Annotated in this window: 12 protein-coding genes; 6 read left to right on the top strand and 6 right to left on the bottom strand. The window is 39.1% G+C overall.

Going from position 1 to position 15872, the window contains the following annotated elements; all coding sequences use genetic code 11:
* The first annotated feature begins 717 nt into the window (after nucleotides 1-717).
* Complete coding sequence (locus tag LI954_RS05840; protein ID WP_202064099.1) at nucleotides 718-960, top strand: helix-turn-helix transcriptional regulator; 243 nt, start codon at nucleotides 718-720, stop codon at nucleotides 958-960.
* 318 nt (nucleotides 961-1278) lie between these two features.
* Here the strand turns inward: LI954_RS05840 and queA are convergent, their stop codons facing one another.
* Entirely contained in the window at nucleotides 1279-2310 is a 1032-nt protein-coding gene (queA, locus tag LI954_RS05835) for a tRNA preQ1(34) S-adenosylmethionine ribosyltransferase-isomerase QueA (protein ID WP_202064097.1), read from the bottom strand.
* 155 nt (nucleotides 2311-2465) lie between these two features.
* On the opposite strand from queA, the gene LI954_RS05830 reads away from it, so the two are divergent.
* The 5 genes from LI954_RS05830 to LI954_RS05810 all read left to right on the top strand — a co-directional run bounded on the left by LI954_RS05830 (nucleotide 2466) and on the right by LI954_RS05810 (nucleotide 7318).
* Nucleotides 2466-3356, top strand: coding sequence for a VOC family protein (locus tag LI954_RS05830; protein WP_202064089.1), 891 nt, complete (start codon nucleotides 2466-2468; stop codon nucleotides 3354-3356).
* A gap of 516 nt (nucleotides 3357-3872) precedes the next feature.
* The gene (locus tag LI954_RS05825; RefSeq protein WP_202064085.1) at nucleotides 3873-5066 is read left to right on the top strand and encodes a betaine/proline/choline family ABC transporter ATP-binding protein; all 1194 of its coding nucleotides are present in this window, start codon (nucleotides 3873-3875) and stop codon (nucleotides 5064-5066) included.
* A 4-nt stretch (nucleotides 5067-5070) separates the two neighbouring features.
* Nucleotides 5071-5709 (top strand): ABC transporter permease, encoded by a 639-nt coding sequence (locus tag LI954_RS05820; RefSeq protein ID WP_202064084.1) that lies wholly within the window; start codon nucleotides 5071-5073, stop codon nucleotides 5707-5709.
* Nucleotides 5706-6644, top strand: coding sequence for an osmoprotectant ABC transporter substrate-binding protein (locus LI954_RS05815; protein ID WP_229443942.1), 939 nt, complete (start codon nucleotides 5706-5708; stop codon nucleotides 6642-6644). Before LI954_RS05820 ends, LI954_RS05815 begins: the two co-directional genes overlap by 4 nt.
* Complete coding sequence (locus LI954_RS05810; protein WP_324254749.1) at nucleotides 6644-7318, top strand: ABC transporter permease; 675 nt, start codon at nucleotides 6644-6646, stop codon at nucleotides 7316-7318. The genes LI954_RS05815 and LI954_RS05810 overlap by 1 nt, the downstream gene beginning before the upstream one ends.
* A gap of 150 nt (nucleotides 7319-7468) precedes the next feature.
* Here LI954_RS05810 and LI954_RS05805 read toward each other — a convergent pair whose 3' ends face one another.
* The 5 genes from LI954_RS05805 to LI954_RS05785 all read right to left on the bottom strand — a co-directional run bounded on the left by LI954_RS05805 (nucleotide 7469) and on the right by LI954_RS05785 (nucleotide 15758).
* Entirely contained in the window at nucleotides 7469-7867 is a 399-nt protein-coding gene (locus LI954_RS05805) for a hypothetical protein (protein ID WP_202064081.1), read from the bottom strand.
* Between the two features lie 105 nt (nucleotides 7868-7972).
* Nucleotides 7973-9136 (bottom strand): cation diffusion facilitator family transporter, encoded by a 1164-nt coding sequence (locus LI954_RS05800; RefSeq protein ID WP_229443941.1) that lies wholly within the window; start codon nucleotides 9134-9136, stop codon nucleotides 7973-7975.
* Between the two features lie 1128 nt (nucleotides 9137-10264).
* Nucleotides 10265-12964, bottom strand: coding sequence for a YhgE/Pip domain-containing protein (locus LI954_RS05795; RefSeq protein WP_229443940.1), 2700 nt, complete (start codon nucleotides 12962-12964; stop codon nucleotides 10265-10267).
* A 98-nt stretch (nucleotides 12965-13062) separates the two neighbouring features.
* Complete coding sequence (locus LI954_RS05790; RefSeq protein WP_229443939.1) at nucleotides 13063-13245, bottom strand: hypothetical protein; 183 nt, start codon at nucleotides 13243-13245, stop codon at nucleotides 13063-13065.
* A 1169-nt stretch (nucleotides 13246-14414) separates the two neighbouring features.
* Nucleotides 14415-15758 carry an FAD-dependent oxidoreductase gene (locus LI954_RS05785; protein WP_229443938.1) on the bottom strand — a complete coding sequence of 448 codons (1344 nt, stop codon included), beginning with the start codon at nucleotides 15756-15758 and terminating at the stop codon, nucleotides 14415-14417.
* Between the last annotated feature and the right edge of the window lie 114 nt (nucleotides 15759-15872).

The raw sequence follows: 15872 nt of genomic DNA, 5'->3' as shown, positions 1-15872 counted from the left end.
ATACTATAACATGAATTTTTTTATGATTTCAATAAATACCTCTGATAATCGGCTCTAACCCCTGCTATATCAAGCTTTAAAAAATTTCACGAACAAACATAAAAAAAAGATTAACACATCAGAAAGAGCTTTCAAAGGAACAGATTTTAGCTGGCAGAGAGCGCTGTGTATGGTTTAATGATACACTGACGAAAATGATAGTTGCTTATATATAAATTTAATTTTCGTTAAAAAAATAAGTGCTTTTTCTTGAAAACGCTTTCTTTCCGTGGTATTATACTTATGTAGGAAGGAGGAAAATCAGTTATATTGAGGAATTTCTCGAGTTTCAATAGATTAAGTTTCAAATAAGTTAAAGTTTGTTGGAAGTAAATTATTCACCTTTAATCTGTTATATGTGTAGAGAAAATGGTTAAAGATACATCTAAAAATGTACGTTTATTTATTAAGGTAAACTTGATATTCGGAGAATTCTCGGATATCTAACTAAAAAGTTTCATTGGATCAAACAGAAATTCAAGTCGTACTTTACATGTATAAAAGTAAAACAATTCAATATAACTGATACCTTCCAGAAAAAAGGCCAGGCTATTCGAGAAGCTTGGCTTTTTGCTATACTTTTTTTGCTATATTATTTGTAACAAAAGCAAAGATATGGTATATTGACTATGCACTTTCTATTATTTAACTACAATTCAGTCATTGGAGGGATTTACATTGCCAAAAAAGAAGAACTCATCCTTTGAGAGTTCCATTCACGTCTATAGAGCTATGAAGCGTATGACCCAACAGGAATTAGCTGACAAAGTAGGCGTATCAAGACAAACCATTATTCAACTTGAGCGTAATAGATACAACCCATCTCTATTATTAGCTCATGATATCGCAGAGGTCTTCGAAGTGCCTATCGAGAAAATCTTCACTTTCAAAAGAATAGACCACTCAGAAGAAACAGACTAGTAACAGAGCAATAAAAGAGAAGACATGTATAACACCTTCTTTAAATTCTTGTTCAACATTTTATCAGTAAATCATTAGTCTGGCTAATCCGCTTTATCAATTTCACAGTGACGATATACGCTTATCTGCCGTCCAACATAATTTCTATAAGCTAGCTACTTGTAGACTGATGATTATGACTGGGTATCTGATATAATATATTTCATCGCTTCTGCTGCACGGAAGCATGATGCTCGTTGCTTTGAAAAAATAAGCTGCTAAAGAAGCGCAATGAACACATTGCGCTTCTTTTTTATTGGTTCTATATCAAATCACCGTTTACTTTATAAACATGGCATCGCCAAAGCTGAAAAATCGGTACTGTTCATTAATAGCGTGCTGATAGGCACTTAATGTTAATGTCCTGCCTGCAAAGGCGCTGACCAGCATCACCAGAGTAGACTTAGGCAAATGGAAATTCGTGGAGAACGCCTGAACGACCTTAAATTCGTAGCCAGGTGTAATAAAAATATTCGTCCAACCGCTGTCTGCTTTGATTTCTCCCCCAAATTTAGTCCCAATGGTTTCCAGTGTGCGAATAGATGTTGTCCCCACAGCAACAATTTTTCCGCCAGCTGCTCTAACCTCATTCAATACTGCTGCAGATTCCTCTGTTAGTCTGTAAAATTCGCTGTGCATTTCATGTTCTTCAATATTTTCCACCGATACCGGACGAAACGTTCCCAGACCTACATGAAGAGTCAGATAAACAAGTCGAACACCTTTTGCTTCAATTTTTTCCAGCAGTTCTTTTGTAAAATGAAGTCCTGCAGTCGGTGCTGCTGCTGATCCGCTTTCTTTAGCATAAACTGTCTGATAGCGATCGGGATCCTCTAGTCGTTCTTTTATATATGGCGGCAAAGGCATTTCTCCAAGAGATTCAATAATTTCCAAAAAGATCCCCTGATAATCGAAGCTGATTATTCTTCCTCCATGATCCAATTCTTTCACAACTGTCGCTTTCAAACGACCGTCGCCAAAGCTGATCTGTGTGCCGACTTTTGCCCGTCGAGCGGGTTTAATCAATGTTTCCCACGTATCTCCCTCAGTATTAGTCAGCAAAAGAACTTCCAAATGTCCTCCGGTTTCAGGTTTTTCACCGTATAAACGGGCCGGCAGTACTCGGGTATCATTCATCACCAACGCATCTCCGGCTTCCAGCTCATCAATAATTTCACTGAAATGTTTATCTTCAATCTCTCCAGTTTCTTTATCCAATACCAGCAGACGTGAACTAGTTCTATCTACTAGCGGAGTCTGAGCGATCAGCTCTTCCGGCAGGTCAAAATCAAAATTTTCTGTGCTAAGCATTTTTCCACCTTCATTCTCTATTCATATACCTTGGCTATTTTAACACTATTTCAAGGAAGTTGCGAGAAACGGAGTAAAACAGATTGATTGGAAATAAACTAAAAACGAGTTATACTTATTTTTAGTAAGTCCAATTAAATAGAGGAGGTCCTTTTATGATTCCATTTATTCATCATGTATCTTTACTCACTCGTAACAGCTCAGCAAATCAGTCATTTTACATTGAGTTGCTGGGATTGCGTTTTGTTAAACATACAGTAAATCAGGATAATCACAGAATGATTCACGACTACTATGGCAATTATTATGGTGCACCAGGCTCTGTTATTACGTTTTTTATTGTTCCGCTATTGGGACAGCGTTATGACAACGACCATTTTCTAAGCACTATCGGATTAAAAATTCCAAAGGACAGTCTGCCATTTTGGAAAACCAGATTAACAGAAGCACAAATTTCTTTTGAACAGCGAGAAAACAAACTGTACTTTTTTGATCCCGACCAGATAGAAATTCATCTGATTGAAACTGATCTTCCTTTTTTAGAAGAAAAATATCAGGTGGAAAACGATATTCCGGGAGACAAACAAATTCTTGGACTGCTGTCAACTGAATTTCATGTGGTAGAACCGAAAAAGACACTGGCATTTTTTAATAGACTGCTGGATTGGAATAGCTCAGACCAGCGAATTTACTTGAACGACACAGATTTTATTGATATCCTCCCTTCTGTCAGTCAGGAAAAATCAAGAATGGGCAGAGGCAGTATGGACCATGTTGCTTTTGCGGCAGCAGATGACCAGGCTCTTGATGCACTTTACGAAAAAGCTAAATCACTAGATTTAGTAATAGAAAAAATTGTTAACCGCGGTTACTTCAGAAGTCTCTATCTACGGGAACCCGGTGGCAACCGGGTAGAATTTGCCACTGTCTCACCGGGATTTACTATAGATGAGACCTTGGAAGATCTTGGAAAAAGTCTTGCTCTCCCTCCTTTTTTAGAGGAACAGAGGAAAGAAATCGAGAAAAAGATTTATCAGGAAAAATAATAAGTTAATATATACATCGATCAGCAGTTATTAGCATATTCTCTAATGGTTGTCGCTATTTTTTAACTACTGATTGGCTTCCATAATCATCTTTAATTATTCTATAAATGGGCCTTTCACTCTAAATTAGTCATTACTCTCCAACATACGCTCTGTTCAGCAGAATAATCTATACTTGTTCCGAACTCTTACTTCAAGTCAATATATATAAGCGACTTTCTCACCTTTTATGTTATGCTGTTAGTAGAGGTTGTTGCTATTTTACCTAAAATATTGGTTTTCTTCACGTATGTTTCATTTTATTTCAGCAACCAGCTACAATGAAACGGCAGCTGCTTTTCGTTCATTACTTGAGGAAGCGCAGAGTGCTCGATGAATTGTTCTTGACTAAAAATAGTCATTATATACTTCTTTTAGGAAAGCCAGTCCTTTCAGAAAAAAGGCCTTCTTATTAGTTTTCAAGAACTGTTTAAAACATACTGATATTGCAGGAATTATAAGAAAGAGGTGACTGTTTTGATTGAGTTTCAACATGTGTACAAAATTTATAAGGGTGGCAAAGTGGCTGTCGAAGATGTCAATCTGCATTTTGACAAAGGCGAGTTCATCTGTTTTATCGGAACAAGCGGAAGCGGAAAAACAACAACGATGCGTATGATTAATCGAATGACAGATCCCACCAAAGGAAAAATTTTGATTAATGGAAAAGATATTCTAACAATGAACCCTGTGGAGCTTCGCCGCAAAATCGGGTATGTAATTCAAAGTATCGGATTAATGCCGCATATGACAATTCGTGAGAATATTACGCTGGTTCCAAAACTGTTAAAAGCAGATCAGGAAGAGCGTGAAAAGATCGCTGAAAAAATGATTGATCTGGTTGAGCTGCCAAGAGAAATGCTGGATCGTTATCCCCATGAATTATCCGGCGGCCAGCAGCAGCGGATTGGGGTTGTACGGGCTCTGGCGGCAGATCAGGACATTATCCTGATGGATGAGCCTTTTGGTGCTTTGGATCCTATTACCAGAGATTCTCTTCAGGATTTGGTAAAGGACTTGCAGGAACGACTTGGGAAAACGATTATCTTTGTTACGCATGATATGGATGAAGCACTGAAGCTGGCGAATCGGATTGTTATCATGAGTGAAGGAAAAGTCATTCAATTTGATACACCTGATAATATTTTGAATGCTCCGGCGACAGAATTTGTTGAAGAGCTGATTGGGGAAGACCGCCTGATTCAGGCAAAATCAAACACAACAACTGTTGGTGAAGTTATGTCACACAACGCAATTACTATTACATCGGAAAAATCTCTGTCCGAAGCAATTAAAGTCATGAGAGAAAAACGGGTGGATACTTTACTGGTTGTAGATGGGCAGGGGATCTTAAAAGGATTTATTGATATTGAAACCCTGGACAGAAAAAGAACCAAAGCAACCAGTGTCAGTGATATCCTAAATACAGATGTCTTCTTCGTAAAAGAATCTTCTCTTCTGCGGGATACTCTTCAGAAAATTCTGAAGCGCGGGGTTAAGTATGTTCCTGTTGTTAATGAAAAACAGAAGGTTACCGGAATTCTGACAAGGGCTTCGTTAGTTGATATTGTCTATGATGTAATTTGGGGCGAGGAAGAGCTAGCCACCATCGCTTCTGAAAATTCTACGAGTGAAGATGTTGAACCACAAGCCTCTCAAACGGAGGTGTAGTCAAATGTATGAATTTTTTATGGAAAAAGGCGGAGAACTCATTACCAGAACAGGAGAGCATATCTTTATTTCAGCTGTTTCTCTTGGTTTAGGTATTCTGTTTGCTGTTCCATTAGGTATCTTGCTGACCAGAACAAAGCGTACTGCGGCAATCGTTATTGGCTTGACCAGTGCACTTCAGACGGTTCCTTCACTGGCTTTGCTGGCACTGATGATTCCTATTTTCGGTGTGGGAAGATTTCCGGCAATTGTTGCATTATTCATTTATTCGCTGCTGCCGATTTTGAGAAATACCTATATTGGGATCAAGGAGGTCAGTTCTGATTACAAAGATGCTGCTAAAGGAATGGGTATGACAAATATTCAATCTATTTTTATGGTGGAACTGCCGATAGCCACGCCAACTATTATGGCTGGGATTCGTCTGGCAGCTGTATACGTAGTCGCATGGGCGACTTTAGCTTCTTACATTGGAGCCGGCGGTCTGGGCGACTTTATCTTCAGCGGGCTGAATTTGTATCGTGCAGATTTAATTTTCGGCGGAACAATCCCTGTTGCACTTATTGCTTTAACTGCTGATTTCCTGTTGGGGTGGCTGGAAAACAAACTGACTCCGGCAGCATTACGAGGTGAATCAGAATGAGAAAACTAAAAAATATCTTATTAAGCATACTTCTTCTTTCTACTGTCGGATTTCTGGGGAGCTGTTCATTGCCGGGGCTGGCAAGCGGAAATAATAAAGATACCATCAGTATTGCCGGCGGCTCTACTTCCGAGATTCAGATACTTGCCAACATAGTTAGTGGAATGATCGAACATTACACGGATAAGAATACCGTCATTATCAATAATTTGGCAACGACAACCGTGATACATCAGTCCATGCTGAACGGGGATACCAGTATCTCGGCTGCCCGCTACACTGGAACTGATTTAACGGGAACCCTGCAACTGCCTCCTGAAAAGGAACCTGAGAAAGCCTTTGATATTGTAAAAAAAGAATTCCAGTCACGCTATCAGCAGACCTGGTTCCCTTCTTACGGATTTGCCAACACCTATGCGTTTATGGTAACTCAGGAAACTGCAGAAAAATATAACTTGAAAACAGTCAGCGACTTGAAAGCCGTTGCTGATCAATTGACAGCCGGAGCTGATACATCATGGATTGACCGTCAGGGGGATGGCTATAAAGGCTTCGTTCAGGAGTATGGATTCGACTTCAAGCGAGTTTTTCCGATGCAGATTGGGCTGGTTTATGACGCTGTAGCTGTCGGAAAAATGGACGTTGTTCTAGGATATTCTACAGATGGTCGGATTGGAAGCTACAATCTGGTTATGCTGGAAGATGACCGAAAATTTTTCCCGCCTTACGATGCAAGTATTGTGACAACGGATGCTATTTTAAAAGAAAATCCAGAGCTAAAGGATATTTTAAGCAAGCTCTCTGGAAAAATTTCCACGGAACAAATGCAGGAACTGAACTTTCAAGCTGACAATGACTTAATGGAGCCGGCCACAGTTGCAGAAAATTTTTTAAGAGACAATCACTATTTTGAAACAGATCAGGGGGAAAACTAATGGAAAATTTGCAGGATATGAATCTTTTCGAGCAGTTCTTTTATTACTTTGCCCAAAACGGCAGCTATGTATTCAGTCAAGTTGTGCGTCACTTTCTGATTTCAGTATATGGTGTATTGTTTGCAGCCATTATCGGGATTCCAATCGGGATTTTTATTTCCCGCAGAGTTAAACTGGCTGGCTGGATTATCAGTCTTGCTAATCTGATTCAGACGGTTCCATCATTGGCTATGCTTTCCATTTTAATGCTTGGACTTGGATTAGGTGTAAATACGGTTATCGTAACTGTCTTTCTTTACTCTCTGCTTCCCATTATCAAAAATACGTACACTGGCATGCGTCAGGTCGACAACAATATTCTGGATGTCGGAAAAGGAATGGGAATGACTAAAATTCAGCGCCTGTTCATGGTTGAACTGCCTCTGTCCATCTCTGTCATCATGGCAGGGATTAGAAATGCACTGGTTGTTGCCATTGGTATTACGGCTATCGGCGCCTTTGTGGGTGCCGGGGGACTGGGTGATATTATCATCCGGGGAACAAATGCCACAAATGGTACTTCAATTATTCTAGTTGGTGCACTACCGACTGCTCTGATGGCAATTCTGACAGACTGGATTCTTGGCATGATTGAACATCGGCTGGATCCGGTAAGCAAGCAGTCATCACATTAAAAAGGAGGTTATGACAGCAGCACCAAGCTTCAAGCAGTTTCTGAAGCACAACTAGCTGCCAGACCTATGACAAAATAAAAAGATCGGGACAAACACGTGAATTTCGTTGTGTTTGTCCCGATCCTTTTATAATTTTTCAAACAGCACTAACTACTGTTCTCTATTTTGATAATACTCATCTTCATATCTGGAAAATGTTCCGTTATTCAGAATGATAAATGGCTCTTCATTCAGCTCTTCTTCCAGCTCATCGCTTACCACTCGTTGTTCAATCTCAGTTCTTTCGGAAAGCTCTTCCTCCGGTTCATCTAAATAAGTCCCTTCCTGCAATTCCGGCTCATCCATTAAATGGACAATACTCTCATCCTGCATTTTCAACATATGATTCATACGGACTCTTTCCACTTTCATCTCAGATAAATCTTCCTGCAGTTGATCTTTTTCATCCAGTAATTTATACATCAGCTGTTTTTCTTTAAATAATAAAAAACCTAAAATAATAATAATGACAACAAAGAAATACATCACTGCAAGAAATGCCAGATTCATAATCATCAGCTCCTTAAAGCTATGTTAACACGAGAATATCCTTTCAACTTCTCAGGTTTTTTTCAAAAAAGAAAATTCTTTGAGAAAAAAAGAAATAATAGAATTCTAAAGAAGATAATTGTGATCAAATGTAATCTCAACTTCACAACCCTCTAATTTATCATAAGCTTTTATCTGAATCATTCGCAATATTTCTTCATCACTTATCAAATATTTACTTGGAACAACTAAATCAAACAGAACAGTACTTTTTCCTTCATGATCAACCAGACGAATATCATGAGCTTTAAAATTTGTATCAATTTCTTTGACAATCATTTTGACCTGTTGATGGACAAACTGCTGCTTTTCATCATAAAGATTGACAGGATCAACGTGGCAGACCAGTTCTACTTCCAATTGTTCTTTAAAAGCAACCTCAATCTGATCAATAAGCTGATGCGCGCGATTCAAATCCCAGCGATCATCTATTTCAATATGAACTGTCGCAAAAATTTTATTTGGTCCATATTGATGAAGCATTAAATCATGGTAGCCGACGATCCCCTGAACAGCAGACAAAAACTTTTTCATTTCATCTATCTTTTCCTGATCCGGTCTTACCCCTATCAACTCATTTATAAACTCACGAATCAGCTGCAGACCGCTGTAAATAATATAGCCAGCAATCAATAACCCTATATAGCCATCAATTCGCCAACCGGTAATTCCCTCGACAACAGTAGAAATCAGAACAGTGACTGTTGTAAATACATCATTCAAACTATCTTTGGACGCCGCTATTAATGCATTGGAATCAATTTCCCCGGCAATGTTTTTGTAGACTAGTCCCTGCCAAACCTTCAAAAAGATAGACACTAAAAGAACAACCAGCATAATCCAGTTAAAATTAATACTTTGCGGTTCTCTGATACGGTCAATAGATGTCAGTAAAAACTGAAAGCCGACAAATGTAATTAGAAGTGAGACAAACGTACCGCTGATGTATTCAAAGCGTTCGTGTCCATATGGATGTTCTCTGTCTGCCGGCTTTCCTGCAATGTAAAAACCCAGTAGTGTTACAACTGAAGAAATCGTGTCAGAAAGATTATTTACTGCATCTGCCATGATTGAAACACTCCCAGAGAAAAAACCGATAGACAGCTTCCCTGCCACCAGCAAAAGATTGGAAGTTAAACCAATAATACCTGCAAAAATGCCGTAGCTGGTTCTGCGATCCTTTCCTTCTCCATATTTCTTTTCAAACAAATGAAGTATCCCTTTTATCATAGAATCAAATCCCTGCCTTATTTTAGAATCTCTGGTTTGTATCTTAAAATGTCCTTTGACATGCGTATGTCTGAGACCCCTAAAACCGAATAAACGGTATTCCAGTATTTGTATGATCCGAGTATTCGTAAGAAGCATAGGAGTACGTTCTTACTTGCCCCTCAGACATACGACGAGCATTCGTAAGAAGCGTAGGAGCACGGGAGCACGGTCTTACTTGACCCTCAGATATGCGACGAGCATTCGAAGAAGCGTAGGAGCACGGTCCCCTATTCTTCGAGGATCGAAATGAAGTCCTTCAATTCTTAGTGGCTTTGCCATTTAGAAATTGATGGGATCGAAACGACATGTAGTGTAGTGAGAACCGTAGATGCAGAAAAACGGATACCGCGTAATGTTTTGTCTCAAAAATCGTTAGACTCGTAGAGACAGCAGTTCTTCTATGCTCCGCTACGCATACCATTCTGCCAAAGTACGAATATAAGCAGAAGTGGCAAAGTAGAACTAGCACTTGTCGGTCCTAATCTGTGCCGAGTAATTGCAGGCAACATCTCGGAAATAAGTCAAACAATCTTCAAAATATAAGCAGCTCCAGGTCCTTCACCGAGTAAGTAACAGGACTTCGTCTACTCTACTAAAGCAATCCTAGTGAAGACTGTCAACTCTAGTATGTTTCCTACGTAGAAGTTGAGGTGGTTACTCGTCGCACAAAAAGCTTTGGCACAACCGTATCATTGCTCTTAAGTACATTCTAAAGAATATACCCCGTTATTAATGATTTGTACATTGAAACATTAGATTTTTTATCAGCTTTTTACTATTTAGAAAACCCCTATTTCCAACACCGGTGACCCATTATTTCATTATTAGGAGTACCTAGTTTCCAAATTCAGCGACCTTGGAAATTTAACGAACGGATCAACCTACGCATAACAGAAACAGAGACCAAGATTCATTCGATCTCAGTCCCTGTCCCTATTCATTAGATGTCAATTGTTTTTTACCACAATTCTGCACTTATGATTATCTATATCTGCTCAAAATACTGCAAATTTCGAAAGTGGAAACCATGTACTGCGACACCTCCTATTTTACCTGAATTTATACAGTTCGGAAAATAATAAGTCATTAATGAAAAATATGACTCTTGTGTGACAATTCCCCAAGTTTTTTCATTTTTGGCTCCAGAAGAGGGTAAAATATCGTCCCCAGTATCCCTACCACCAGCATAATCCCCGCTAAAATAACAATCGCTTTCCAGGCATTCGGCCAGTAAATACCGCCTGCTGATTCTCTTAATAGATCAACTGCATGAGTAAACGGCAGAAACGGGTTGATAAACTGAAAGAATTTACCCGAAACCTGAATTGGATAGTTTCCACCCCCACCGGAGATAGAGAGAACCAGAATAATGATCGCAATTCCTTTTCCGACATTTCCAAACAATGCCACGAGAACATAAACTATCGTCATGAAGCTCAATGCGATAAATAATGCAAATAGAATACTGAAGACCGGGGCTTTAACCTCCACCCCCAGTAAAAAGTAATTTCCAAGAGTAACGATCAATGCCTGAGCCAGACCCATTACAATAAATGTCAGCATTCTGGCAGAAAACTGTTCCCGTTTTGAAAACTTTCCTTTATCGGTTCCTTCCAGATAATAATCTGTCGTCGCAATACTGGAGAACAACACTGCACCTACCCATAAGCAAAGTGCGGTATAGAATGGTGTACTGGCAGAGCCATTATTTGCAATCGGATAGATAGAGTTTTGTTTAACCACAACGGGTTCAGTAAAAAATTCGCTTTCTGAGGCTGCATCAAGTTTTAACAGTTTAATAATCTCTCCAAGCTCTACTTCACTTTCACCTTTGCGGATTGTTTCAGCAGCCTTGTGAAGTCCTGCTTTAATATGGGACCAGTCATTTTCAATCAGATCATTGGCTTCATTCAACACAGCTTCCACTTCTGGAAGTTTTTGATCCACCATCGCCAATGTATCTGTGATTTCTGCTTTAATACCTGGGTAATCATTTTGAATGAAATCCGCAGCCAGATCCAGTTTCTCCTCAATTACGGGCAGTTCATTATTATAAAGAGCTGCTCCCTCATTAATTCCGTTGACAATTGCAGCCAAATGACCATTCAACAGAACATTGGCATCATGGACTTCCTTTTTAATAGCAGGCAGCTCTCCCTGATATTTTTCTAAAATACCAATTGCATTGGACACTGTCTTCTCCGTAGAATTCAGCAAAGAAGCAAAATCAATTTGCTGTGCCTGAGACAGTAATCCCTGAGCTGTTGTAATTGTTTCAATCAGTTTTGACAGCATCGTACCAACAGTCGTTGTAATGCCATTTACATCTACGCTGGCGGCTTCTGAAGAAATTCTGTCGGCTGCTGTCGTAATTTCGTTAAGAATAGTTTGAAGTTCAGCAGTTGTAATGTTGTCTGCATTTATTCCCTCCACTCGATTTTTCAGTCCCTGAACCAGTGTTTGTATACTATTCAGCTGTCCGATAATTCCCTGCAGGTCCTGATTGCCGGCTGACTCCTGAATATCTGTCAATAATTTCGACAGCTGCTGAATTCCTGTTACCTGTCCGTTCAGACTGCTGGAAAACTGTTGAAGCAGCTGCTTCAAGGTGATCCGTTCTTCCGGTGTCAATTCATTATCAGCCAACATTTGCTGAATCTGGCTGGTAATTGCAGAAACATTGCTGCTGATCGTCTGAATTGATTCTAAAGTAACCTGAACGCTGCTTGCAATACTTGGCAGAGCCTCCTGCAACTTTTGAGCTCCTTCCAAGGTAACCGTCCCTAACTGGTTTACCTGTTCGCCTAATTTTCGAATATCAGGCAGCGACTGCTGAACAGTTTGGATAATTGTCAGTCCTTGTTTGGCTTCTGTTATTCCTTCATTCATCACCTGCTCTACAGAAGTAAAATCTTCATCAATCATTGCCAGCTGCTTCCCTGCATTTTGAATTTCAGGGATTTTGTCTTGCAGCGTCAAAATAACTTTTGCCTGCTCTTTAATCACAGGAAGATTGGTATTCAGCTCCACTACCTTATCAGCCAACGCATCAATCTTCGGTATATAGGTTATAAATTCATCTGCTTTAGTAATTTTCTTCTTTATCTCAGGTATTTTCCCATGGAGCTCCGCCACTTGCTGAACATAGCCGTCAATTGTATCAATATTATTATCAGCAGACAGGATAAGATTCTTCACTTTGTTGATGCTGACCAGATTCGCATCTATATCATAACCAATCTCATTAAATACTTTCAGTAATGTACTGGCGGCCGTACTGATAAATTCTGAAGATATTTGAGATTGCAATGAAGCCGCTCCTTTATCTGTAATTTTAGGTGCGATAGCATTAATTTTTTCATTTACAGAATAGACAATCTCAGGCTTTGTTATCTCTCCAGTTGTAAAACTTAGTAAATCTTCTGAAAAATCTTCCGGTAAATAAATACCTGCATAATATTTTCCTGACTTTACCCCTTCATCCAGCGCCTTCTTCGATCTAACAAAACGCCAGCCCAGCTGTTTATTCTCCTGAAGATTCTCCAAAACCTCATCTCCAATATTAATTTTCTTCCCTTGAAATGAAGCTGTTTGGTCATCACTGTAAACAGCAATCGGCAATTCTCCTGTATTTGAATAAGGATCCCACAATGCCTTGATGTTAAACCATGCATAAAGGGAAGGGATAAGCATCAAGGCTGCAATTAATAATGCAGCAATCGGATTCTTCCAGATCCTCTTCCAGTCTAAAATAAATAAGTTTAATGTATTTTTCAAATATTTCATATTCCACCTGCTTCCTTACGACGGACTTACTTTAGCACATATTTTTACTGGCAAACAACTTGAAAACCTCGTAATTGGTGAATTTTTAGACAACTATTTTAATCTGTCGTAATTTTCCCCAGCACTTCTGAAGAATCTTTTAAGCCTATTTGACAAAAACTAAAGTAATCCTCTTTCAGCTCAAAAAAGAACCAGACAGAATTACTTGTTTTCCTTAAAAAGTAATCAAAAATCTGTTTTATTCCACTCACTATCTTTTTATGCTGAAAGGTACTTTTCAATATGGTGCCTCCTGCTCCTGGTACATTGATTATAGATATTCTCCATATGCTGATTCTAAAGGATTTTCTACTGATGTAGAAACCTTTGATAGACTTGTCAGCCCCACTGTTTCAGGAACAGCTAGTGAGATGGTATGCGAACCGACAATCTGATGGGGTAGCAATAATTCATTCCTGTATTAAAAGCTTGCTCCTACGCTTCTTCGAATGCTCGTCGCATGTCTTAAGGTCATGCAAGAACTTGCTCCTACGCTTCTTCGAATGCTCGTCGCATGTCTTAAGGTCATGCAAGAACTTGCTCCTACGCTTCTACGAATGCTCATCGCATATCTGAGGGTCAAGTAAGAACGTGCTCCTACGCTTCTTCGAATGCTCGTCGTATGTCTTAAGGTCGTGCAAGAACTTGCTTCTGCGCTTCTTCGAATGCTCGTCGCATGTCTTAAGGTCGTGCAAGAACTTGCTTCTGCGCTTCTTCGAATGCTCGTCGTATGTCTTAAGGTCGTGCAAGAACTTGCTCCTACGCTTCTTCGAATGCTCGTCGCATATCTGAGGGTCAAGTAAGAACTTGCTCCTACGCTTCTTCGAATGCTCGTCGCATGTCTTAAGGTCGTGCAAGAACTTGCTCCTACGCTTCTTCGAATGCTCGTCGCATGTCTTAAGGTCATGCAAGAACTTGCTCCTACGCTTCTTCGAATGCTCGTCGCATGTCTTAAGGTCGTGCAAGAACTTGCTTCTGTGCTTCTTCAACTCCTCGTCGCATGTCTTATGCTCATCCAAGATATACCAATACTTTTCCAAGGAGATACAAGATTTTCCCGTAGTAGAAAATCAGTTCTCAGAATTTCCAATCTCACTAAGATAATCGTACTAGTAAAATAGTATGCAACACTCTGATAGGGATAAATTTGTCAGAATCTATTCCGTCTACAAAGAGATAGCCGTATACGAAATGATAATCTCATGAATATGCAGACATCTAATCTTAAATAGGAGATAACTGACCGTAGTGGTATACAAAGACTGGAACACTGTTTATTCAATTTTAGGGAGCTAAAACATACTGATGTCCCAGCTCCTGAATAAATAAAAAAGCCTAGAACAGTTTACTCAAAGCTTCATCTCTATTGATGAAACAAAGAATAAATGCTCTAACCTTTGTTTATTAATCGTTAGTTTTTGTATTTTCTAAGCATAAACTCATAAGCAGCCTGACTGATGACACCCATTGGCTGATTAAGAATTGGATTGAAATAGAAATCCATTGTAACCAGTTCTTCCCAATCGACTTCCTTATCTATTGCTAAAGAAATAATATTGATAATTTGGGTAACATCCTTTTTCGACATCAGCTGACCACCAATAAGGCAATTTGTTTCTTTTGAAAACACCATTTTTATATAAATACTATCCTGCTCTTTCAAGTAAGGCAATTGGTAGGGAAGCTTCAGAAAAATACTTTCAACATCAATCCCCTCAAACATTGCTTCAGTCTCTGTCAAACCTGAACTGGCAATATAATAACCAAAAACATGAGTAGCCGTTGTCTTCTTTGTTGTATTAAAACTCATTTTATTTCCCATAACATTCATTGCTGCAACTGTGGCACTTCTCACAACATTATTAACCAACGGGATAAACGATTGCCGATAACTGTTATGAACAGGATAAGAAACAATATCCCCCAGAGCATAAATATTCGGATCACTAGTCTGCATATGCTTATTCACACGCACTGTGCCATTGGGATTCAAATCAAGAAAATCGTGAACGAGCTCCGTATCCGGACGTGCATTGACCGCAATCACTACATAATCATTTTTAATTTCTTTTTTTGTTGTGACTGTAGAAAATATCTCTTCTTCTTTAGCATTAAAGCTCAGCACCGTTTCATTCAGATGAAGATGTATCCCAGATTCAACGATTTCTTTTTTCAAAATCTCCCCCAGCTCTTTATCAATATAACGAAACAGAACTGTATCAGCACTTTCAATAAGATGAACTTCTTTTCCCTTATCCTTCAAAGCATCTGAAAGTTCCACGCCAATATAGCCGCCGCCAATAATTGAAATACTGTTCGCAGCTTCAATTTTGTGCAGTGCTTCCAGCGAGCTGTCATAACTTTTAAAGTGTGTGATTTGATTATTACCAGGTAGTTTCATGTTCAAAGAAAACTGGTTGGAACCCATCGCAAGGATTAGTTTATCATAGTTCTCCTCTGCTTGGCTGCCATCCGGCTTCTCATACATCACTATTTTTCCTTCCGGTTCTATATGAGTAACTTTTGATTCCAGACACAGTCTTATTCCAAGTTTGTGTAAATCCTCTGCAGTAGTATAACGTACATCATCAAGATCATCTACCATATGATTCAATTTTATAGTGATACCACTGGAGACGTAGCTGATATCATTTCTTTTTTCAATCAGAATAACGTCTGTTCCAGGGTTTAATCGCTTTATAGTGAAAGCTGCCTGAAGTCCGCCGTGTGAGGCTCCGATAATTATTATCTTCAAAAACCTATCTCCCTTCAAGTAATCTCTGCTGAATGAATTACTTTGTTTAATATAACTGCATATTCCGTGTTTTCATTATATATAACTTCCTAAAAAAAAGAAATCCACCTTCCA

Source organism: Enterococcus sp. CWB-B31 (genome assembly GCF_020567645.1).
Classification (GTDB): domain Bacteria; phylum Bacillota; class Bacilli; order Lactobacillales; family Enterococcaceae; genus Enterococcus_L.
This window is presented reverse-complemented; position numbering and strand designations above follow the sequence as displayed.